This is a genomic window from Nocardiopsis ganjiahuensis DSM 45031, assembly GCF_000341085.1.
Classification (GTDB): Bacteria; Actinomycetota; Actinomycetes; order Streptosporangiales; family Streptosporangiaceae; genus Nocardiopsis; species Nocardiopsis ganjiahuensis.
Genome location: NZ_ANBA01000009.1, coordinates 409,085 through 430,773, shown reverse-complemented (window position 1 = coordinate 430,773; position 21,689 = coordinate 409,085). Strand labels below are relative to the sequence as shown.

Below are 21,689 nucleotides of genomic sequence, written 5' to 3'. Positions count from 1 at the left end.
CCGCGCGGGCCGACGCCTGCGCCGCCCCCTCTCACGGCACGTCGACGGGCAGCAGGGCCGTGAAGTCCTCCCGGGTGGCGGGGGTCTTCTGCCCCATCAGGCGGCCCGCCTGCCGGGTGATCATCCGCTCCAGCACCTGGCGGGCGTATCGGGCGTTACCGAACGACCCGTCCCGCTCCACCGTCGAGAAGTGCGCCGCGAGGGTCCGCAGGGTCTCGGCGCCGCACTCGTAGCCCGAGGAGGCCGCCATCCGGGTGACGATGGTGACCAGCTCGTCGTCGTTGTAGGAGGGGAACTCCACCCGGTGGTTGAAGCGGGAGGCCAGACCCGGGTTGGAGTCCATGAAGCGGTCCATCTCGGCCGGGTACCCGGCGACGATGACCGCCACCTCGTCGCGGTGGTCCTCCATCAGCTTCAGCAGGGTGTCCACGGCCTCCTGCCCGAAGTCGTTCCCCTCGCCCCTGGGCGTGAGGGTGTACGCCTCGTCGACGAACAGCACCCCGCCCCTGGCCTGTTCGAAGACCTCGGCGGTGAGCTGCGCGGTGTGTCCCACGTAGCGGCCGACCAGGTCCGACCGGGCGGCCTCCACCACGTGGTCGCCCGGCAGCACCCCGAGGGTGTGCAGGAGCCTCCCGTACAGGCGCGCCACCGTGGTCTTACCGGTGCCGGGAGGGCCGGTGAACACCAGATGGTGGCTCATCTGGGAGACGGGCAGCCCCATCGACCTGCGCTGCTCCGTCATGAGCAGCAGGTTGGCGAGGTCGTTGACGGTGTCCTTGACCTGGCCCAGGCCCACCAGGGCGTCCAGTTCCTCCCGGAGTTCGGAGACCTGCTGTGCGCGCTCGTCGGGGGAGACCGCCCGTTCGGCGCCCCGCGTCCCCAGGTCCTCCGGCAGCAGGAGGGTGAGGGAGTCGTGGTCCTCGGGGGAGGAGGCGCTCAGGCGCTGCGCCTGCCGGTCGATCATCTCCTCGAAGACCTTGCGGGCCTCACGCGCGTTGCCGAACGCCGGCCCCTTGGGCATCTGTTGGAAGAGGGCGGCCAGCGCCTCCTCGGTCTCGGCCGCCAACCGGTAGCTGTGCCCGTCGCAGAGCTTGCGCACGATCTCGGTCAGTTCGTCCACCGAGTAGTTGACGAAGTCGACGGTCTTGCTGAAACGCGACGCCAGGCCGGGGTTGGCCTCCAGGAAGCGCTCCATCTCCTCCGTGTACCCGGCGACGATCACCACCACCTCGTCGCGGTGGTCCTCCATGAGCTTGACCAGGGTGTCGATGGCCTCCCGGCCGAAGTCGGGGCCCTTGCCCGAGTCCGCGCCGCTGGAGAGGGTGTAGGCCTCGTCGAGGAAGAGCACGCCCCCCTTGGCCTGCTCGAACACCTCGGTCGTCTTGATGGCGGTCCCACCGACGTACTGCGACACGAGGTCGGCCCTGGCCACCTCCACGACGTGCCCGTAGCGCAGCACGTCCAGCTCGGCGAGGATCCGCCCGTACAGGCGGGCGACCGTGGTCTTGCCCGTGCCGGGCGCGCCCCCGAACACCAGGTGGCGGCTCATCGGCGGGGTGGGCAGGCCCATCTCCGCGCGCCGCTGCGCCATCTGGTTGCGGGTGATCAGCGTCCGCACCTCCTGCTTGACGTTGGCCAGGCCGATCAGGGACTCCAGCTCCAGCAGCGGTCCCGAGGTCCGGTCGCCCTCGTCCTCCTCCTCCGGAAGCGGGGCGAGGGGCACGGCCGTCCCGGCCTGTTCGCCGAACGCGTCGGGTGAGCCGTTTCCCTGGCTGAGCAGGTCCTCGGTACGGGCCCGGTCGCTGGCCGTGGTCTGCCGCAGGCCGGAGCGGCCGTTGTCGCGCACCGTGCAGTCCTCGACCACCACGTCCTCGGTGGAGTGGACGAGCACGCCGTCGGCGCGGTTGCCGAACACCTCGCACCTGCGCAGGGTGGCCCGGGCCCCGGCCGCCAGAAGCACGCCGTTGCGGCGCCCCTCTCGCACCCGGGTCCGCAGCACCGTCGCGCGGCTGCCGTCGCGCACCGAGATCCCGTCTCCCGAGCAGGAGGAGATCTCGCAGTCGCGCAGGTCCGCCTCGCCGTCAGGGCCCACCGCCACGCCCGCGTCACGCGCGTCCGTGATGCGCGCTCCCTCCAGTTCCAGCCGCCCGCCCTCGCGCACCGCCACGGAGGCGCTGCGCGTGCGCTCCACCGTCATCCCCTCCAGCCGGCCGCGGGCCGAACCCTCCAACAGCGCACCGTGCCCACCGGTGTCCGTCACCGTCATGCCGCGCAGGAAGGGCGCCCCGCCGGTGATGACGACACCGTGTCCCTCGGTGCCGTCGATCGTTCCGCGGTCGAACTCGACGACGCTGTCCTCGGCCAGCAGGAGTCCGCGGCCGCCCTTCACCCGCAGGCCCAGGAAGGTCGTCGACGCGCGCCCCCCGGAGCGGACCGCGTCCCCCCGGGAATCCTCCACCCCGCAGTCGCTGAACATGCCGCGGGCCCGTTCCGTGACGTGCACCCCGGCCCCCGCCGATCGGATCACCTTGGAGCGGGACACCTGGGGGTCGCAGCTGCCGCGGACCACGATCCCGTCACCGCCCGCCTCCTCGACCGTGCAGTCCTCGATCACCGGGCGGGCCCGGCTCGCCAGGGCGATGCCGTCCTTCTCGGTGCGGTGCACGTACAGTCCGCGCAGGGTCGTCGAGGCTCCGTCCTCCAGGGCCACCCCGGGCTTGCCGGTCGCCGTGATCTCGCACCCCTCCAGCAGGCCCGCGGCCTCACCGCTGGCGAAGAGCCCGTTGCCGCCCGCGTCGCGGAACACGCAGGAGCGGACCACCGGCCGCCCCTGCTCGCCGAGGACCAGGGCGCTGGTCGCGACGTCCTCGATCACGCACTCCTCGATCAGGCTGCGCCCGGGGGAGACGATGACCACGCCCGCGCCCTCGGCACAGCTGACCCGGCTGTCGCGCATCGCCACGGCCCCGGTGCCGCGCACCGAGACGGCGGCCCAGGACGTCCCGGCCACCTCGCAGTCGGCCATCTCGACCTGGCCCGCGGGGACGTCCACGGTGGGGCGCTTCTCGTCGCGGCCGCGCAGGACCAGTCCCGAGAGCTTGACCGCTTCCGCGCCGGAGAGCACGGTGCTCCCGGAGGAACTGGTGACCTCCACGCTTCCGCGCCCGTCGCGTGCGACCAGGGTGACGACCTCGCGCAGGACGAGGTTCTCCTCGTAACGGCCGGGGGCGATGGTGATCAGGGCACCGCCCGAGGCCGCTTCCAGCGCACCGGAGATCGTCTCGTGCGCTCCCTGCGCGCCGGGGTTGACGGTGAGGAGCTGCCTGCTCATCGTGGCCTTTCGTGTTCGCCGGGCCCTTGTGCGGCCCGGATGGGGGAAGGCGGGGCGGTCTGCTGCGACCGCCCCGCCGAGCTGTGTCAGGAGCAGGAGGCCCGCACGGCCGAGGCGGCGACGTGGCTGCTCGTGCCCTCCTCGGCCGCGAGGGGGTCCGCGCCGGTGTTGGTGAGTTCGATGCTGAACTCCTCCGCGGGCGTGACGAAACCCGTGACCTGGACCCAGCCGCCGCGTACCTGCGACTGGTCGAAGCCGAAGACCGCGGCGGGCGGCTCCTCGGTGCCGGAGCCCGGACGGATCAGGTAGCGGGACTCGCCGGGGGCCACCCACAGGGGGCTCTCGTCGTCGGGCACGTGGACGTACAGCTCGCAGGAGACGCCCTCTCTGCCGGGGGAGAAGGTCCACACCGCGTACTGGCCGTTCCCCTGCTCGGGGTCGCCGGAGACGGGGACGGCGTCGTAGTCGCCCGCGCACCCCTCCCCTCCGTACCCGCCGGGCCGGGTCGCCCAGCCGTCGGTCCCCTCGGCGGTGTCCCAGCGGCCCTCGTGACCGTAGGAGGCCTCCGTCGAGGCGGGGCATCCGGGCCCTGCGACGGCGAGGTAGGACTCCTCGGCCGGGCCGAAACGCTCGGTGACGGCTTCCATCACCGACGAGTTCGCGCCGCCGTCGTCGGTGACCGGGGGGTCCTGGGGGCCGACGGCCTCGGGGCCGGTCGTGCCGTCCCCGTGCGGCGTGTCCGGTGGGGAGCCCTCGGTGGAACCGGGTTCGGAGAGGGCCTCCGCCGGGGTGTCGTCGCTCTGACCCCCACCGCTCCCTGCGGTGTCTTCGGCCACGGTCCCGTCGCCCTGTGCGGGGGCCTGCCCGTCGGCCGCGCCCTCCGCCGGAGCATCCCCTGCCGGGCCGCTCTCCGCCGGATCGCCCTCGGCCGGAGCCCTCTCCGCCGGGCCGCCGTCGGCCGTGTCGTCGGCGGCCCCGGAACCTTCGGGAGCGGCCGCCGCGTCCGTGCCGTCCCGCGGTGTGTCCGCCGTGCCCGGTCCGGTCGCACCGGGGTCCGGTTCCGTTCCCGTCCGCACGGGCGGTTCGGCGCCGACCGCCTCTCCACCGGGGGAGGAGGTGTGCACGGCCGAGCCTCCCCCCGCGTCGCCCGGGTCGGGCATGGTCGGGGCGGACAGGTCCTCGCGGACCTCCGGCACGTAGCCGGTGTCCGGCGGGGTGTCGGTGACGGGGGACCCGTTCCCGCCGTCCGCAGCGGCCGAACCGGTGCTCCCGGTCTCACCGGAGCTCCCGCCGTCACCCGACACATCGTTCTGGGACTGGCCGGAGAGGGACTCCGCGATCGGCTCGCCCCCCGCCGTGACGTCCAGGGACACCGCCCCTCCTCCGGTCACCACGGCGAAGGGGGCCGCGACCAGGATGAGACCGGCGATGGCCGCGCCCGCCAGCACGGGCGCCCCGGGGCGGTCGAGGGCGGGTTCCGCCTCGACCGCGGCCTCCCGCTCGGATCCGACCACCGATCCCACCCGGCGGACGGGAACCTCCGCCTCCGCGGGCGCCTCGGCGGCGACCGGGGCCGCCTCGGGGAGGGCCTCCGCAGGCTCTCCGGCGGCCGCACCGCTGACATTGAGCACCGAATCGAAGTCCTCGGCGGCGGAGGACTTCTCGGACGGCGGCGCGGGGCGGGCGCCGACCGGTGGCTGTTCGGCGGGGCCGTCCCCGGCCGCGGCGCGCGGACTCATCTGCGCCCTCCGGGGCGCTCGGTTCCGTCGAGGTCCGTGCCGGCGGCGATGTCGAGGTTCGCGTCCTCTGCACCCTGGAATCCCGAAGCCGTTCGGACGGTGCCGTCGGCCGCCTGCCGCTGGGCCACGGCGATGTGGTCCAGCAGGAGGTAGAGGGTCTCCTCGGCCTCCCCGATGGCTTTCTGCATCTGTTCCGCGTACTCGCCCTTCTCCCCCCACGGCGTACCGAGGGACTCACGCGCGGCGCGGGTGCGCGCCACGAGTTCGTCGGTGTAGTCAGCCGCGTCGTGGATACGCGAACCGTCCCTGGTCATGCCTTCGGGGAAGGCGGACAATCCCTGTCCCGGTGACATCAGTTCTCTCCTGAAACTCTGTGGTGGGCGGCGCGACGGCCGTTACTTGAGGTCGTCCAGGGAGACGCCCATGCGGCGAAGGGTCTCCTCCGGGTCCAGTTCGCCCCTCATGGCCGCATGCGTGTCGACGCCCTCGGGGGCGAAAGGCTCGTAGATCTGTGCGACGCGGTCGGCCATCTGCCGTTGCGCGCGGCCGACCACCTCGACGATCGCCGCGGACAGTTCGGCCGGAGCCATGCTCCGGTACCCGTCGGTGTGGAACTTCAGCTCAGTCAGCTGACCCGTCCCGTCCACCGTCGCGGTCACGAGCCTGTTCTTGGCCACGGCTTCTTCGGTTGCCGACTCCAGGCTTGCGCTTGCGTCCGAGATTTCCCTCATCGTCGTGTGAAGCCGTTCCAGTTCGGCCTCCATCTGCTCCCGCATCGATGAACTCATGGCGCGATGTCCCCTTCTTCTGCTGTCCGGGTACGGGCCGCCCGAGTACGGCCCTCTGCTCGTTCTTGTCGGTGCCCCAGACCCTCTCGTCCTCGGAGAGCCAGGTGGTCCTGTTGCGGGTCTCGTTTCCGCCGCCTCCGCCTCCACCTCCGCCCATGCCGCCCATCGGCGGCATCATGGGCGGCATCATCGGGGACCCGGCGCCGCCCGCACCCGGCTGGCCGCCGGCGCCTGCCGCGCCTGCGGAGTCGACGGCGCCACCGCCGGCCTGCGCCTGGGTTCCGGCGCCCGCGGTCGTGGGCGAGGCGAACATGGACGTCTGGTCCGTGCCTCCGGAACCGGTCCCCGAACCCCCGGGCCCTCCGGAAGCCGGGAGGCTGCCGTTGCCCCCGCTGAAGTTGAGTCCGTCGGGGCCACCGCTCTCGAACCGCGGGTACGCCAGGTCCAGGGGAGGTGCCTCGAAGCCGTCCTTGATCGCCTCGCCGGTCTCCGGGTCCACGGGGTAGGGCAGACCGGTGTCCGGGTCGACCTCCGCAGGCTCTCCGGTGACGGGGTTGGTCGGGTTGCTGTCCTCCCAGGACGGGAAGTCGGTGTCCAGGCCGGGGAGGGAAGGGGGAGAGAAGGAATCGGGCGGGACCGGCTGGCCCGTGAAGGGGTCGAGGGGCGCGACCTGGCCGGTCACCGGGTCGTAGTCGATGGGGAGCCCGTTGTCGGGGTTGAAGGGGAGGCCGGTTTCGGGGTCGACGGGGAAGGGTTGGCCGGTGTCGGGGTTGAGGGGCAGCCCGGTCGCGGGATCCGTGTCCAGGCGGGTTCCGGGACCCGTGGTCGGTTCGCCGGTGATGGGGTCGATGGGGAGTGGCCGGCCGGTTTCGGGGTCGTAGGTGATCGGGAGTCCGGCGTCGGGGGAGACGGGTGCCCCGGTGATGGGGTCGATGGGTGTGACCTGTCCCGTGGCGGGGTCGAAGTCGATGGGGAGCCCGTTGTCGGGGTTGAAGGGGAGGCCGGTTTCGGGGTCGACGGGGAAGGGCTGCCCGGTGTCGGGGTTGAGGGGCAGTCCGGTCGCGGGGTCGAGCTCCAGGCGGCTTCCGGGACCTGTGGTCGGTTCGCCGGTGACGGGGTCGATGGGTGTGACCTGTCCCGTGGCGGGGTCGAAGTCGATCGGGAGACCGGTGTCCGGGTCGAAGGGCACACCTGTCTCAGGGTTGACGGGGAAGGGCTGCCCGGTGTCGGGGTCGAGGGGCAGCCCCGACTCGGGATCGATCTCCACGCGGCTCGCCGGGCTCGTGGTCGGTTCGCCGGTGACGGGGTCGATGGGTGTGACCCGCCCTGTGGCGGGGTCGAAGTCGATGGGGAGCCCGTTGTCGGGGTTGAAGGGGATGCCGGTTTCGGGGTCGACGGGGAAGGGCTGCCCGGTGTCGGGGTTGAAGGGGATGCCGGTTTCGGGGTCGACGGGGAAGGGCTGCCCGGTGTCGGGGTTGAGGGGCAGTCCGGTCGCGGGGTCGAACTCCAGCTGGGTGGCGCCGCCGGGGGAGACGGGTTCGCCGGTGACGGGGTCGATGGGTGTGACCCGCCCCGTGGCGGGGTCGAAGTCGATGGGGAGCCCGGTGTCCGGGTCGAAGGGCACACCTGTCTCAGGGTTGACGGGGAACGGCCGTCCGGTGTCGGGGTTGAGGGGCAGCCCCGACTCGGGATCGATCGCCAGTCCGGTGGGCGGAGGGAAGCCGGTCCCGGGACCACCGTTCTGCTGGCGACCGCCGCCCGGGCCGCCCATGCCGGGACCGGTGAGGCCGAGGGGTGGTGGCACGACGGCGCCCGGGCCGCCCACGCCTCCGGAGCCGGGGCCGTCCAGGCCGAGCGGGGGCGGTGTCCCACCGCCGCCAGGGCCGCCCAAGCCCGAGCCACCCGTGCCGGGGCCGCTGAGGTCGAGAGGTGGTGGTACGACGGCGCCCGGGCCGCCCACGCCTCCGGAGCCGGGGCCGTCCAGGCCGAGCGGGGGCGGTGTCCCACCGCCGCCAGGGCCGCCCAAGCCCGAGCCACCCGTGCCGGGGCCGCTGAGGTCGAGAGGTGGTGGTACGACGGCGCCCGGGCCGCCCACGCCTCCGGAGCCGGGGCCGTCCAGGCCGAGCGGGGGCGGTGTCCCACCGCCGCCCGGACCTCCCATACCCATACCCAGGCCCGTGCCGGGGCCGGTGAGGTCGAGGGGTGGTGGGGGCGTGACGGCGTCCGGGCCGCCCTCGCCTCCGGAGCCGGGACCGTCCAGACCGAGGGGAGACGGACCCGCGGAGCCTTCGCCCCCGGAACCGGGGAACTCGTTGTCCGGACCGCCGAGCAGGCTTTCGGGTCCCGGACCGCCCTCGAAGTCCAGGTCAGGGCCGCCGTTGCCGTAGTCCCCGTCGCCGTCCGGGCCGCCGGTGTACAGGCCGGGACCGTCCCCGGGACCGTCGTAGGTCAGCTCCTCCGGCCCGTCGGGGGGAGGCTCCTTCAGCCAGTCGGGTATCTCCGGGCCGTCACCGCCGCCCGGAGGGCCGTCGCCCCAGTCGATCTTGATCTCTTCGGGGCCGCCTTCGCCGTCGCCGCCGCCGCCGTAGAGGTCGTCGTACGGATTGTCGATGTCGTTGATGTCGGGAACCATCTCGAGGGGGAGGTCCCCCTGAGGCGGCTTGATCGTCTTCAACTCCGTGAACGCGGAGGTGTACTCCTTGCTCATCTGCGTGTACAGGTGGTCCGCGGCGTTGATGACCCCGCGGAAGCCCTCCACCCACCGGTTCTTCAGTTCCTGGTTGACGTTGTAGTCGGTGATCGGGTCGCCGACGATGCCGTAGACGCTGCCGTGGATGCGGACCTGGAACTGTTTGCGCGGCCCGTTCCACTGCTCACTCCCCGCGGAGACGTGGAAGTACCAGTCGTCCAGGATCCGGCCCATGCCGGTGGAGGGGTTGCCGAGCGCTTTCTCGACTTCCGCCCTCAGCTTGTCGGCCGCTCCCTTGATCGGAGCCAGGACGTCCTTGATGGCGTCGTGGTTGTTCTTGACGTCGTCCCGGAGGTTCTCCAGCCGGGTCGAGAAGTCGAAGAGGCGTGCCGCGTAGGCCGAGGCGGCCGCACCCGTCATCGGGCCCTCGGGAACGTCCAGCCCGTTGTACGCGGTGCGCATGCTCTCGCTCTGCTCGCCCAGGAGTGTGACGAGCTGGGCGAGGTTCTCGACGAGTTCGCCGACGGGCTGCCAGCGGAAGGTGGACGATCCGGCTCCGGCGATCGAGTTGGGGATGACGGTCGACAGTTTGGCGAGTGCTTCCCTGAACTTCCACTCGACCGAACCGGGCGCGTTCCACAGCTCGTCCATCATCAGGTAACCGGCGTAGTCCCACTGGTTCCACAGGCCGGCGAAGCCCGGGTTGGGGGACCGGTGACGCCACCAGCGGTTCATGTCCTTGAAGTCGAACCCGGTGATCTTCGTGGTGCGGGCGAAGTGGTAGCGCCCCTTGTCGACCCACTTCACATCGGGGCCGATGATCGTGTTGACGCTCGGGAGCGGGGGATAGGTCCCCTCCTCGTCGGCGTCGGCGACGATGTTCATGATCTGGTGCAGCGGTGGCACGCGTCCTCCTCTGGCCCGGGGCCGTAGACGTGAGGGAAGGCCCTCTAGGGGGTGGGGGCTCCGCCGCCCGCCGCGGAGGGGCTTCCGATGAGGTAGATCACCTGGCTGGCGGTGAGGACCTGGCCCTCCTCCAACTTCTCGAACGCGTCGGTGTTCGCCCTGAGGCGGTCGTTGATCGCGTCGAGTTCGTCACGCATGCCGTCGAGGATCTCGTACAGCTTGCCGATGGAACCGTCGATCTTCCCGGCCAGCCGACCCGCGATCGGCAGGAGGGCCGGGTCGCCCAGGAGGGTCATGCCGGTGCCCTGCCCGCCCCCGGCGCCCTCGTAGAGGGCGAAGTTGTTGCCGTGCGTCCCCAGCGCGTTGTACAGGGGGGTGACGAACTTCTCCTGGAACTCCCGGAGCTTGGGCACGTCGATCTTCGTGCCCTCCTCCGACTTGTCGCCGCCCTTGCCGTCGCCTGACCCCGACCCCTCACCACCGGTGTCACTGCCGCCGTCGCCGTCGCCGTCGGTGTCGTCGTCCTCCTCGTCCTCCTCCTCCTCTTCGTCGTCGTCCTCTTCTTCGTCCTCTTCCTCGTCCTCTTCCTCGTCCGTGCCGCCCTCGATCTCCTCTTCCTCGTCGTCCTCTTCGTCGGTGCCGCCCTGGTCCTCCTCCTCTTCTTCCTCTCCTTCTCCGTCGCCCTGTTCTTCGTCCTCTGTCTGTTCGGACGCCTCTTCGTCCTCGCTGTCGTCGCCGGTCGGATTCGGGCGCGGTGTCCCGCCGCCGACCGGGAACTCTCCGAAGTCCGTCTCCGGGGCGGGGCCGTACATTCCGTCGGTGTCGAGGTGGTCGCCTTCTCCGCCGGTGTCGCCGTTGCCGGTGTCTTCGTTCCGGCCCTCGTCGACCGTGGTGTCGTGCTGATCGGGAGTGGGGTCGGGGTCGGTGGCTTCGGCGGGGTCGGGGGCCGTGTACTCGGCTGGGTCTTCGTCGTGGGCGTCGTCGCCGGTCGGATCCGAATGCGGTGTCTCGCCTCCGGCGTTCGCCTCGCCGCCGACCGGGATTTCCTCGAAGTCCGTTTCGGGGGCGGGGCCGTACATCCCGTCGGTGTCGAGGGGATCGCCCTCTCCGCCGGTGTCGCCGTTGCCGGTGTCTTGGTCCTGGCCCTCGTCGACCGTGGGGTCAGGACCGGGGTCAGTGGTTTCGGCGGGGTCGGGGGCCGTGTAGTCGGCCGGGCCCTCGTTCTCGGTCCCGTTCTGGTCCGAAGCGCTGCCTCCGGCGTTCGCCTCACCGCCGCCGACCGGGAACTCTCCGAAGTCCGTCTCCGGGGCGGGGCCGTACATCCCGTCGGTGTCGAGGTGGTCGGTCCCGTCGGCGCCGTCGCCTCCGCTTCGACCGTCTCCGTCTCCGTCGCCGACTTCGCCTCGGCCGACCTCGTCCCCGCCGTCCTGTTCCTGTTTCCCGTCCTCGCTGCCGTAGCCGCCCCGGGGGACCCCGGGGGCGCCCGGCACGCCTCCCGGCCCTCCGCCGTCGGCGCCGTGATGGCCGGGGCGGTCGTCCCTGCTCTCCTCGCCGGGCAACAGGTCCCGATCGAGGCCGTCCTCGTCGCCGCGATCACCGTCGACGCCGGGGGAGTGCTCCTCCGCGCGGTCGTCTCCACCGCCGTGGCCGTCCCCGCCGTCCGTGTGGTGCTGTTCCTCGTCCTGCCCGGGTGAGTGCCCCTCTCCGCGGCCCTCCCCGCCGTCCTCCGCGCTGTCCTCGTCACCGCGCTCGCCCTTGCCCTCGCCCTCGTCGTCCTGGGAGGGGGACTCCTCCTGGCCGGCCGGTGGTTCGACGGTCACCAGGCCGGTCTCGGGGTCGACGGAGACGGAACCCTCTCCGGGGTCGATGGCGATCTCACCTGTCTCACCGTCCATGACGATGCGCAGGTCGCCGACCTCCACCGTGACGTCGGCGAACTCGCCCTTGATCGGGTGCACCTCGAGCGTGCCGGTCGCCGGGTCGATCACCATGGTCAGGCCACCGGCGTCGACCGTGATCGGGGACGCGTCGGGGGACAGGGGGACATTCTCGTCCGAGGGCTCGATCCGCACCGCGCCGTTCTCGGGTCCGACCGTGATCCGCAGGTCCTCGGCGAGGATGACGGTCTCACCCGTCTCGGGGTCGACGGTGACGATCGGGCCGGAGGCGTCGGCCGGGGCGTTCGCGTCGTCCGCCGGGGCGCTGATGGGCACCGCCTCCACCGGGGCCGACACCGGAACGGCCTCCGCGGCCGGAATGCTCTCCGCCATCGGGGTGAACTGGGCCGGCACGGCCTCTGCCAGGGGCGTGCCCTCCGTAGCCGGGGCGCCGCCGGAGAAGCCCTCTCCGAGTTCGGAGGTCGAGGGCTCCCTGACGGACACGACGTGGACCGGGTCCTCCACCGGTTCGGTCGTCTCGCCCTCGGGGACCGTCCCGGCGGAGGCGGGAACGGCCTCGGTCACCACCGCGGGCCGGAGGGGTTCGCCTTCCAGGGGCTCTCCCACCAGTTCCAGGGGCTCTCCCACCGGCAGCGGGGAGCCCACCTCCGCGGCGGAGCCCAGGACGATGTCGCCGTCGCGCTGCCCCACCTGGGAGGGCGACTCGGGGTCGATGACCACCCGCTGGTCCGAGGTGTCGACCTCCAGTGAACCGGAGCGGTTGCCCATGGTGAGCAGCCCGGTCGCCAGGTTCAGGCTGAGCGGAGCGCCCGCGTCGGATTCGGAAGAGGACTCCTTGGAGTCCGGCGCGTCGAAGAGCTGCGGCTGCTCCTCGTCCCCTGGCGGGGTCTCCGGCTGACCGGAGAGCGCGGCGCGAAAGTCGTACAGCGATTCGGACACTTTCTCTGTCTCCTTGCCGCCCGCGGGCGGGTGTCATCCGAACGTAGGGGGAGGCGGGCCGGACCCGTGGACGGACGGGTCCGGCCCTGGGACGGCCGGGCGGGCAGCGGTCCGCCGCCTGTCCGGCCGTGGTCGTGCCGGGAACCGGAAGGGCCGCCCCGACGCCGGACGCCCAGCCGCGGCGTCCGGGAGTCCGGCCCGGCGGGGCGTCAGAGCAGGGCGGACCAGTTCATGGCCTCGCGGCGGTCGGTGCCCGAGTAGTTGTTGCGGATGTCGTTCAGGGCTCCCTGCGCCTTGCCCAGCAGGGTGCGCATGTCCGCCACGTTCAGACGCCAGGAGCTGACCTTCAGCTCGTAGTTCTCCTTGGTCTCACCTTCGAGGTCGCCGAGCAGGACCCGCATCTTGGCGTCGAGCGCCTCGATCTGCCGGGCCACCTCCTCGGTCTGCTGGCCGAGGCGCATCGTGGCGTCGTCGACATGGCCGTAGCTGACATCGAATCCGTTCATGGGTTCCGCCTTGGTGTCGTGGGGGTACCGGGGGTGGGGCTCACCGCGTCCGCGCGTCAGCGCGCGGACGCCGTTCCACGGGGCTCGGGCCCCGGCGCGCGGGGCCGCGGCCGGGAGTCAGCCGGTCTGGTTCGGGTTGAGGTCGTTCATCCACCGCGAGCCGTCCATGACGGCCTGGTCCTCGGTGGCGTTCATGGCCTGCACCGTGCCGCCGAAGGTGCCGATCATCTGGTTCATGTCGTTCGTGATGAGCCGCAGCTCCTCCAGCCAGCCGACGAGGGCTTCGCTGTACCGGTTGGAAGCGGCGCCCTGCCAGCTTCCGCGCAGGCCGTCACGGGTGTCGTCGACGTTCCGGTAGATGTTGTTGCACGCGTTGTGGGCCTCCTGCATCGCCTCCTGGGCGAGCCGGTTGGCCTCATCGGTACTACGTGTCCTCTGCATGTGCATCTCCTCTGGTGTTGGGCGCTAGGGGCACAGCGTGCCCCCGCCTCGGGGCGAGGCCGACAGGGGTAGCGAAGCGGCCTCCTGGTCCAGGAACGGCCCGGTGGGCAGAACCCGCAGCAGCGAGGTCGGCAGGGGAACGGCTTCGTCCTCCGTGTAGCCGAGTGCTGCCAGAGCGGCGGTGTCGGCGACCGGGTACTTGGCCGCTGAGTCCGTCACCACGTAGTAGGTGGGTGCGGCGTCGGTGCCCGCCACCGCCCGGCTGCGGACCACGCCGCCCTGACCGGCGGGGACGCCGACCAGGTCGGGTGTGGGACAGCCGGGTTCGACGAACGGCCGGTCCTGGACCGGCCACGCGGCGATCTCGGAGGGGGCGTCGAAGGTCATGGTCATCGACCCGTCCGTCTCCCAGCGCAGGCAGGGAGCTCCGGAGTCCGCCTCCAGCGGTGCGGGCGGCGCCGGCGGCAGCCCTTCCGCGTCGGCTCCGGTGGTCGGCGCCTCCGCGAGATTGGCGTGCACCTCCGAAGCGGGGAGGGCGATCGCCTCGGGGGGCTCGCCGTCGTAGGCCGGGCCGGAGACCTCCGTGTCACCGAGGAGCAGCAGTGCCTGCGTGGGTGTCAGGGGAGCGAGGCCGTCCCGGGTGAGGAGGTAGTGCTGATCCTCCTGCCCGGGTGTGGACACGGCGAACACCTGGCCCACGGACCGGCTGGCTCCCGCCAGTTCGCGACCCGGCTCACCGACGCCGGGCACGGTCAGGGCGACCAGTTCGGGGCCCTCGGGGACGGCGTTGAGGAAGGCGCTGGTCACCGGGAGAACGGGGGTCGTCCCGTAGCCGAGCGCCTGCAGCCCGCCGGCGTCCTCGTCCATGCGCAGCCGCGTGCCCTGCCACAACAGGTGCACGGTCCCGTCCGTGTCGGAGACCAGGACGCCGTCGCGGGATCCTGCGGCCTCGGGCGGCGGTGCCTCGCCCACCACGAGGGCGGTCCGGCCCCGCCGCGCCTCACCCTCACCGGTCGGCTCCACCGCGCACAGCCGCCACACACCCTGGGCGCCCTCTGCGGGGAGGGAGTCCGGGGCCCCGGCGATGCCCACCGGGCCACCGAGCGTCTCGCCCTCCAAGGACTTCTGGGAGACGAGGCTGGTGGTGGAGTCCCCGCCCAGGATCAGGCGGGCCGACGCGAGGTTGGCGACGGGGCGCAGCACATCGCTCGAGTACAGGTACGTGGCGCCGCCGTCCCGGTCGATGACGATGCGCCCCTCCTGCCGCCAGGAGGTGGCCCCTCCGGGGAAGATCAGGCCGAACACGAGGAAGCCGACGCACAGCAGCGCACCGATGCCGATGCCGACGTAGGTGCCGCCTCGGGTGCGGCGCATCGGGGCGTCCACGGCGTCGGGGTCCGCTTCGAGCATCGCGGTCCCCAGTCGGCCCACCGTGAAGTTGTGGGCCATGACGCGGTCGCGGCGTGACTGCATGTCAGCCCCCGATCCCGCGCAGGAGGCCGAACACCCCGAACTGGGCCAGCACCAACGGCACGAGCGCCACGCACAGCACCAGCTGGATGATCTCCGCAGCCCGGCCCCAGTGCGGCAGGGCGCGCCGTCCGGGCAGGCTCCACGAGATCACGGCGAGGACCGTGGTGGCGGCGAACAGGCCCAGGACCGCCAGCAGCCGGCCCAGGGGGTCGGCGCTCCAGGCGAGACCGAGCGCCAGCGTTCCGAGGCCGATCCAGGGCGGCGCGACCATGAGGGCGCGCTGCCAGGCGCTGCCCAACCCCCGCGCCTGGAGCAGCATCACGAGGGACAGGATCACGACCAGGGTCTTGGGCACCCAGCCCGGCGTCAGGGCGAGGACGACCGCGCACAGTGTGATCACGGCGCCGCTGGAGGCGTACAGGGCGGTCTGGAAGCGGTCGGCCAGGGCGGTCCGGTCCAGGACCCGCCGGGCCGGGAGGGGGTCGATCTCCTCCTGCAGCTGCTGCGGGTTGGACGGCAGCGCCGGGAGTTTCAGGCCGGAGAGGCGAAAGGCCAGCTGGGGGGCGTAGGTGCCGAGGAACAGCGCCAGGAGCGCCACCAGCGCGGCGGTGTCGGGGGCGGAGGTGCCCGGCAGGAACATGAGGAGCAGCCCGCCCACGACGCCCAGTGCCTCGACCACGAACAGTCCGGTGAAGAACGGCACCGAGCCCGCCACGGCCGCGACCCCCAGCACGCTGGCGCCGGCGGCGGTCACCGAGGCGGTCAGGACCACGGCGCCGAGGAACAGCGTCCCCGGGTCCCCGGTGGGGATAAGGGCGCCGGCCAGGCCCATGGCCAGGGTGGCGCAGCCCGCCAGTCCGGTGGCCGCGGTGAGGTCGGCCATGGCCCGGGAGGCGGCCCAGGCCGACAGCAGCATGAGGCCGGCGGAGCAGGCCGCTCCCAGCGCGGTGAACAGGTTCCGGCCGCCGCCGGCCAGCACACCCAGCCCCACCAGCAGTACCGCCAGGCCCAGGACCTGCAGCAGGACCCGGGTGTGCGCCGGGGACCACAGGTCGTCCCTCTCCGCCATGCCCTTGGCCACGCCGTCGACGATGTCGTCGAAGTGGACCGGGGGGAGCTGGTCGCGCCGAGGCCTGAGGTAGAGGGTCTCCCCGTGGCACAGGCCGAGGGACGACAGCGTCTCGTCCTCGTCCAGGGGTTCGTCCCCCAGCTGTTGGAGGACCCACCCGTCGTGCTCCAGGCCGCTTTCGTCCAGGTCCTCTCCGTCGTCACCCTCGGCGTACAGCACGAGGGTGGGGATGATCTCGGACAGGGGAACCTCGACCGGTGCCGCGATCTCGAACGCGCGCTCGGGGGCGCGGATCATGAGGCGGCAGTGGTCGACCGCAGAGAAATCGTTCATCTGGGGCCGTTCGACAGGGGGCTACGGAACGGAGCGAACACTAACACTCAGATATCGGTTTCTGGTGTTGCGTTGGTTTAAGTATCCGAATTTGTGACTTTGTTTGGTAACAGTAGCTTTTGTGGTGATCTGTTGGCTACCGGGTCGTGGTCTTCTCGTTCCGATGGCCGAGAGGTTCCCCGCCCGGCTCCGACCAAGGAGGCCCCACCCCCGTGAGCACCATCCGCGTACGGCGTCCACCGAGGCGCCCCGGCCCCGAGCTGCCCTCCGGGGAGATCTCCCTCCAGGAGCCGCCGGAGCTGACCGAGCAGCAGTCCAGCATGTCCTCGGTCTTCATGTACATGCCGATGGCGCTCACTTCACTCGCCATGCTCATGATGTTCATCCGGCCCGGGACCATGGGCAACAGCGTCATGCCCTTCATCGCCGGCGGCATGATGCTGGTCGGAGCCGTCGCGATGCTCGGCGGGCAGTACCTGCGCGCCGTCCTGGAGCGGCGCAGCAAGCTCAACGACGACCGCCGCGACTACCTGCGCTACCTGCGGCAGATGCGGACCCGTCTGCGGCAGGTCGTCACCGAGCAGCGGGACGCCATGCTCTGGCGCGCACCCCACCCCGACGCACTGTGGTCCGTCGTGCGCACCTCCCGCCTCTGGGAGCGCCGGGCCGAGGACGAGGACTTCGGTGAGGTGCGCATCGCCGTCGGCGAGCAGGCCCTCTCCATGAAGATCTCCCCGGTCTCGTCCAAGCCGGTGGAGGACCTCGAACCCCTCAGCGCGCACGCCCTGCGCCGCTTCATCCGCGCCTACGGCACCGTCGAGGACCAGCCCGTCCAGGTCTACCTGCGCGGTTACGCCAGGGTGACCATGCGCGGGGACCTCGCCGCGTCCCGGGCGCTGACGCGGGCCCTCCTCGGCCAGTTCGCCGTCTTCCACTCCCACGACGACCTCCGCGTCGCCGTGTGCGCCTCGGCCGCGGCCATGCCGCACTGGTCCTGGGTGAAGTGGCTGCCGCACAACCAGCACCCCACGGCCCGTGACGGCGCCGGGCAGGCCAGGCTGCTCTGCACCGACGCGATCGAACTCGAACAGCTGATCGGCGAGGAGTTCTCGGACCGGCCCCGCTTCGACCCCGCGGCCGTGCCCGGCCGGGAGGAGCCCTTCGTCGTCGTGGTCGTCGACGGCGGAAGCGTCCCCCCGGGGTCCCGACTGCTCGGCGGCGGCTACCGCAACGCCGTGGTCGTGGACGTCGCCGACCCCATGCCGCCGGAGGACGACCCCTACACCCTCGCGCTGCGGGTGGAGCCCACCCGCCTGGTCATGCTGGGGAGCGACAACACCGGCCGGGACACCGAGGAGGAGCTGGGCCGCCCCGACGCGCTCAGCCCGGCCCGGGCGGCCGCCCTGTCCCGGCTGCTGGCCCCCTACCGGGCCAGCGGCGCCGCCGCGGAGGTGACGGAGCCGTTGACGACGGACTTCGAGCTGACCACGCTGCTCGGCGTCCGGGACCTGCACTCCCACGACCCCGAGCGGATGTGGGGCGAGCTCCACCCCAAGAACCGGCTCCGGGTGCCGATCGGGATGACCTCGGACGGGGCGCCCCTGGAACTGGACCTCAAGGAGTCGGCGCTGGGCGGGATGGGCCCGCACGGCATGCTCATCGGCGCGACCGGTTCGGGCAAGAGCGAACTGCTGCGCACGCTGGTGCTCGGGCTGGCCCTGACCCACACCCCCGACACCCTCAACTTCATCCTGGTGGACTTCAAGGGCGGCGCGACCTTCATCGGCCTGGACGGGCTGCAGCACACGTCGGCGCTGATCACCAACCTCGCCGACGAGGCGATCCTGGTGGAGCGCATGCAGGACGCCCTGCACGGCGAGCTGGTGCGGCGGCAGGAGCACCTGCGGGCGGCGGGCAGCTACAGCTCGGTGCACGAGTACGAGAAGGCCCGTGAGTCGGACCCGTCCATGGAGCCGCTGCCGACGCTGTTCGTGGTGGTGGACGAGTTCAGCGAACTGCTGGCGGCGCACCGGGACTTCATGGACCTGTTCGTGATGATCGGGCGGCTGGGGCGCAGCCTGGGGGTGCACCTGCTGCTGGCGTCCCAGCGCCTGGACGAGGGCCGGATGCATCAGCTGGAGAGCCACCTGTCCTACCGGATCGCGCTGCGTACGTTCTCCGCGATCGAGAGCCGGGGGGTGCTGGGCGTACCCGACGCGCACCGGCTGCCGTCGGCGCCGGGCAACGGGTACCTGAAGACCGACACCGAGACACTGACCCGGTTCAAGGCCGCCTATGTCTCGGGGCCCTACCGGGTGAGCCCCCGGGCCGTCCGCAGGACCGGCGCGGTGGAGGCGTCCACGGTCCTGTTCACCGACGCCCCCGTCGCGATGCCCTCCAGCGAACCCGAACCGGTCGCGGAGGAACAGGCCCAGGCGGAGCAGGAGTCGCTCCTGGAGACCGCGCTGGAGCGCTTGTCCGGGCACGGTCCCGCCGCCCGCGAGGTGTGGCTGCCGCCGTTGGAGGTCCCCCCGCTGCTCGACGAGCTGCACCGGATGACGGGCAGCACCATCCCGGAGAACGGGGTGCTCTGGGACGAGCGGGGATCGCTCCGGGTCGCCGTCGGCGTCGTCGACCGGCCCTTCGAGCACCTGCGCCAGCCCCTGATCGCCGACCTCACCGGCGCCGGCGGCCACATCGGGGTCGCGGGCGGGCCCCAGAGCGGCAAGAGCACGCTCCTGGCCTCGCTCATCCTCGGTCTCGCCCTGCGCAACACGCCCGCCCAGGTGCAGTTCTACGGCATCGACTGCGGCGGCGGCCTGCTCCAGGCGCTCAAGGGCCTCCCCCATGTCGGCAGCGTGGCGGTGCGCACCGACGAGCGGCGCATCGTCCGCACGGTCATGGAGGTGCACGAGATCCTGACCCACCGCGAGACGTTCTTCGCGGAGCACGGGATCGACTCCATGACCACCTTCCGGGCGCGGCGGGCGGCGGGGGAGTTCGCGGACGAGCGCCACGGAGACGTGTTCCTCGTGGTCGACGGCTGGGGCACCATCCGCCAGGACAACATGGACCTGGTCGCCTCCATCGTCCAGCTCGTGCAGCGCGGCCTCAACTACGGCATCCACGTCATGGTGGCCTCGCCCCGCTGGGCCGACTTCAACACCAGCGTCCGCGACCTCATGGGCAGCCGTTTCGAGCTGCGCCTGGGCGATCCGGTCGACTCACTCGTCCACATGCGCGCCGCGCAGACCGTGCCCCGGGTCGCGGGCCGCGGCATCACCGAGGACAAACACCACTTCCTCAGCGGACTGCCCCGGGCCGACGGCGTACCGGACCCGGTGACCGTGTCCGCGGGCATCGGGGAGATCATCACCCGGGTCAAGGACGCCTGGGACGGTCCCGAGGCCCCGCCCGTGCGCACCCTGCCGGCGATGCTCCGGGCTGCCGAGCTGCCCGCCTCGGACCTGGCCGGGACCAGCGGGGTCCTGCGCGTGCCCCTGGGTCTGGAGAGCCGACGCATGCAGCCCTTCTGGCAGGACTTCGGGGCCACCCCGCACCTGCTCGTGGTGGGCGACACCGAGTCCGGCAAGACCAACCTCGTCCGGCACATCACCAACGCGATCCGGAGCCACTACGGCCCCACCGAGGCCCGGGTCGTCCTGGGCGACCAGCGCCGGAAGCTCTACGACGCCGTACCCAAGGAGATGCAGCTGGGGTACGGGGTGACCGGCGACAGCGTCCGCGAGATGATGCAGGCCGCCGCGCAGGCGATGCAGGTCCGCATGCCCGGCCCCGAGATCACCCCCGACCGCATCCGGCTCCGCGACTGGTGGAACGGGCCGGAGCTGTTCGTCATCGTGGACGACTTCGAGCTCGTCGCGGGAAGCGGCCCCAGCCCCATGGCACCGCTGGCGCCCATGCTCGCCCAGGGCGCGGAGATCGGCATGCACGTCATCCTCGTGCACGCCGCGGGCGGTTTCGGCCGGGCCAGCGGCGACCCCTTCATCCGCTCGCTCATCGACCTCAACACCCCGAGCGTCATGCTCTCCTCACCGCCCTCGGAGGGGATGCTCTTCGGCAGCGTCCGGGCCCGCCGGATGCCGCCGGGCCGGGCCCTGTGGATCTCCCGCCGCGATCCGGTGGAGGTGCAGCTGGCCCTCGCCGAGGAGGAGGTCACCTGAGAGGGGCCGGAGCCTCCGGCGCGGCCGGGTCGGCCCGGACCCCCGGGTCCGGTTCGGCCGCGGAGCGGACCGGGGCCGCGTCCGGTCCGGTGCCGACGGGAACCGCCTCCCCCGGGCCGGCCGGGCGCCAGCCGCGGGCGCGGCCGTTGCGGACCACGGCGGCCCCCAGCACGCACAGCACGATCAGGAGGGCGGTACCACCGGCCACGGCCGCGGTCGGCAGGGCGTCCAGCGAGCCCCGTGGCGAGGGGTCGGGGGCGAACCGCTCCCCGGACACCGACGCCGCCTCGCCCACGGGCGCCGTGGTCAGCGCGGCCGTGGGATCCACACGGCCGCCGCCGCTCACCGGGTCCTGCGCCCCCGCGGGGGAGCGGTAGGCGGTGGCGACGAGCCGCTCCCGCAGCTCCTGCGGGGTGAGTTCGGGCGATCGGGCGGCCACCAGCGCCGCCGCCCCCGAGACGAAGGCCGCGGCCGTTCCGGGACCCGCGCCGATCACGTGGCCGCCCCCGGGGCCGGGTCCCACGGCCAGGTCGCCCGGGGCGAGGAGGTCGACCCGCACCAGTTCTCCGTCGGTCCGCAGCAGCGGCGACGCCACCACGGGCTCCCCCTCGGGATCGTGTGCCGCCACGCTCAACGCCTCCGGGTGCTGGGCGGGGTACCCGGCCCTCGGCCCCCGGACCGTGTTCACGGTCGCGGGGGCCACGACCAGGGAGCCCGCCTCGGAGGCGGACGCCACGGCGTCGTCGAGCTCCTGGCTGTTCTCCCACGACGCGGCGCTCACCAGGACCACCTCGGAGCCCGCGTCCACCGCGGCGTCGATACCGGACGCGATCTGGGCGGGGGAGGTCAGTCCGGTGGCCGGGTCCCCGGTCGGCACGAACCTCAGGGAGGCACCGGGTGCCACTCCCAGGGTCCCGCTCCCCTGGACCTCCCGCCCGCCGACGACGCCCGCCAGGAACGTCCCGTGCCCCAGGCAGTCCTCGGCGCCGCCCCCCTCCACGGCTCCGGCCAGGGCGGGACCGCCGGCGTCGAGTTCGGGCGCCAGCACCGCCACCTCCGCACCCGTGCCCGTGCTCAGCCGGTGCGCCCGGTCCAGCCCCAGGAAGGGCCGGGTCCAGGGTTCCCGTTCCACGACCTCGGTACCGGGGACGGCACAGGGCTGCTGCTCGGTCTTGAACTCGAACACCTGGGGCAGGGGCGGCGGCTCCTCGTCGCCGGTGTCCGCGGCGGCGGCGCCGGGGCCCGCCAGCGGGCTCAGGAGCAGGACGAGTGCGGCCGCCGTACGGCCGGCCGCACGGGCGCGCGAGGCACCGCCGGGAGCCGGGTTCTGTCTCAACGGGCTCTCCTGTGAGAGGGGAGGGGAGTGGAGGGGGTGCGGGAGCGGGGCGCCGGG

The 21,689-nt window shown here is 72.6% G+C and carries 12 protein-coding genes; 1 reads left to right on the top strand and 11 read right to left on the bottom strand.

Annotated features, from left to right (window positions below; all coding sequences use genetic code 11):
- Positions 1-31: 31 nt before the first annotated feature.
- From D458_RS0112970 to eccD, 10 genes are all read right to left on the bottom strand, one after another.
- On the bottom strand, positions 32-3,331 hold the full coding sequence (locus D458_RS0112970) for a right-handed parallel beta-helix repeat-containing protein (protein ID WP_017587180.1): 3,300 nt from the start codon (positions 3,329-3,331) through the stop codon (positions 32-34).
- Positions 3,332-3,417: 86 nt separating this feature from the next.
- On the bottom strand, positions 3,418-5,070 hold the full coding sequence (locus tag D458_RS0112965) for a hypothetical protein (protein WP_026119254.1): 1,653 nt from the start codon (positions 5,068-5,070) through the stop codon (positions 3,418-3,420).
- The gene (locus D458_RS33460) at positions 5,067-5,423 is read right to left on the bottom strand and encodes a hypothetical protein (protein ID WP_063825718.1); all 357 of its coding nucleotides are present in this window, start codon (positions 5,421-5,423) and stop codon (positions 5,067-5,069) included. The genes D458_RS0112965 and D458_RS33460 overlap by 4 nt, the downstream gene beginning before the upstream one ends.
- Before the next feature lie 42 nt (positions 5,424-5,465).
- Complete coding sequence (locus tag D458_RS0112955) at positions 5,466-5,801, bottom strand: YbaB/EbfC family nucleoid-associated protein (protein WP_239647950.1); 336 nt, start codon at positions 5,799-5,801, stop codon at positions 5,466-5,468.
- Positions 5,692-9,453: a hypothetical protein gene (locus tag D458_RS37565; protein ID WP_026119253.1), complete on the bottom strand. Its 3,762-nt coding sequence runs from the start codon at positions 9,451-9,453 to the stop codon at positions 5,692-5,694. Before D458_RS37565 ends, D458_RS0112955 begins: the two co-directional genes overlap by 110 nt.
- Before the next feature lie 44 nt (positions 9,454-9,497).
- Positions 9,498-12,290, bottom strand: coding sequence for a prolipoprotein diacylglyceryl transferase (locus D458_RS36740; RefSeq protein WP_017587177.1), 2,793 nt, complete (start codon positions 12,288-12,290; stop codon positions 9,498-9,500).
- 209 nt (positions 12,291-12,499) lie between these two features.
- A complete protein-coding gene (locus tag D458_RS0112940; protein WP_017587176.1) occupies positions 12,500-12,796 on the bottom strand; it encodes a WXG100 family type VII secretion target in 297 nt (98 codons plus the stop codon).
- Between the two features lie 117 nt (positions 12,797-12,913).
- The gene (locus D458_RS0112935; RefSeq protein ID WP_017587175.1) at positions 12,914-13,237 is read right to left on the bottom strand and encodes a hypothetical protein; all 324 of its coding nucleotides are present in this window, start codon (positions 13,235-13,237) and stop codon (positions 12,914-12,916) included.
- 24 nt (positions 13,238-13,261) lie between these two features.
- A complete protein-coding gene (gene eccB / locus D458_RS0112930; RefSeq protein ID WP_017587174.1) occupies positions 13,262-14,710 on the bottom strand; it encodes a type VII secretion protein EccB in 1,449 nt (482 codons plus the stop codon).
- 1 nt (position 14,711) lies between these two features.
- Complete coding sequence (gene eccD, locus D458_RS0112925) at positions 14,712-16,112, bottom strand: type VII secretion integral membrane protein EccD (RefSeq protein ID WP_017587173.1); 1,401 nt, start codon at positions 16,110-16,112, stop codon at positions 14,712-14,714.
- A 212-nt stretch (positions 16,113-16,324) separates the two neighbouring features.
- Here eccD and D458_RS0112920 point away from each other — a divergent pair, with 212 nt between their 5' ends.
- Positions 16,325-20,296 carry a type VII secretion protein EccC gene (locus D458_RS0112920; protein WP_017587172.1) on the top strand — a complete coding sequence of 1,324 codons (3,972 nt, stop codon included), beginning with the start codon at positions 16,325-16,327 and terminating at the stop codon, positions 20,294-20,296.
- Here the strand turns inward: D458_RS0112920 and D458_RS0112915 are convergent.
- A complete protein-coding gene (locus D458_RS0112915) occupies positions 20,289-21,632 on the bottom strand; it encodes a S8 family serine peptidase (RefSeq protein WP_017587171.1) in 1,344 nt (447 codons plus the stop codon). The two genes, D458_RS0112920 and D458_RS0112915, sit on opposite strands and share 8 nt — an antisense overlap.
- Between the last annotated feature and the right edge of the window lie 57 nt (positions 21,633-21,689).

What these genes read in the sequence shown, in the direction of transcription:
- D458_RS0112970 (WP_017587180.1), bottom strand. Translation starts at nt 3,331, where the DNA reads ATGAGCAGGCAGCTCCTCACCGTCAACCCCGGCGCGCAGGGAGCGCAC.
- D458_RS0112965 (WP_026119254.1), bottom strand. Translation starts at nt 5,070, where the DNA reads ATGAGTCCGCGCGCCGCGGCCGGGGACGGCCCCGCCGAACAGCCACCG.
- D458_RS33460 (WP_063825718.1), bottom strand. Translation starts at nt 5,423, where the DNA reads ATGTCACCGGGACAGGGATTGTCCGCCTTCCCCGAAGGCATGACCAGG.
- D458_RS0112955 (WP_239647950.1), bottom strand. Translation starts at nt 5,801, where the DNA reads ATGAGGGAAATCTCGGACGCAAGCGCAAGCCTGGAGTCGGCAACCGAA.
- D458_RS0112940 (WP_017587176.1), bottom strand. Translation starts at nt 12,796, where the DNA reads ATGAACGGATTCGATGTCAGCTACGGCCATGTCGACGACGCCACGATG.
- D458_RS0112935 (WP_017587175.1), bottom strand. Translation starts at nt 13,237, where the DNA reads ATGCAGAGGACACGTAGTACCGATGAGGCCAACCGGCTCGCCCAGGAG.
- eccB (WP_017587174.1), bottom strand. Translation starts at nt 14,710, where the DNA reads ATGCAGTCACGCCGCGACCGCGTCATGGCCCACAACTTCACGGTGGGC.
- eccD (WP_017587173.1), bottom strand. Translation starts at nt 16,112, where the DNA reads ATGAACGATTTCTCTGCGGTCGACCACTGCCGCCTCATGATCCGCGCC.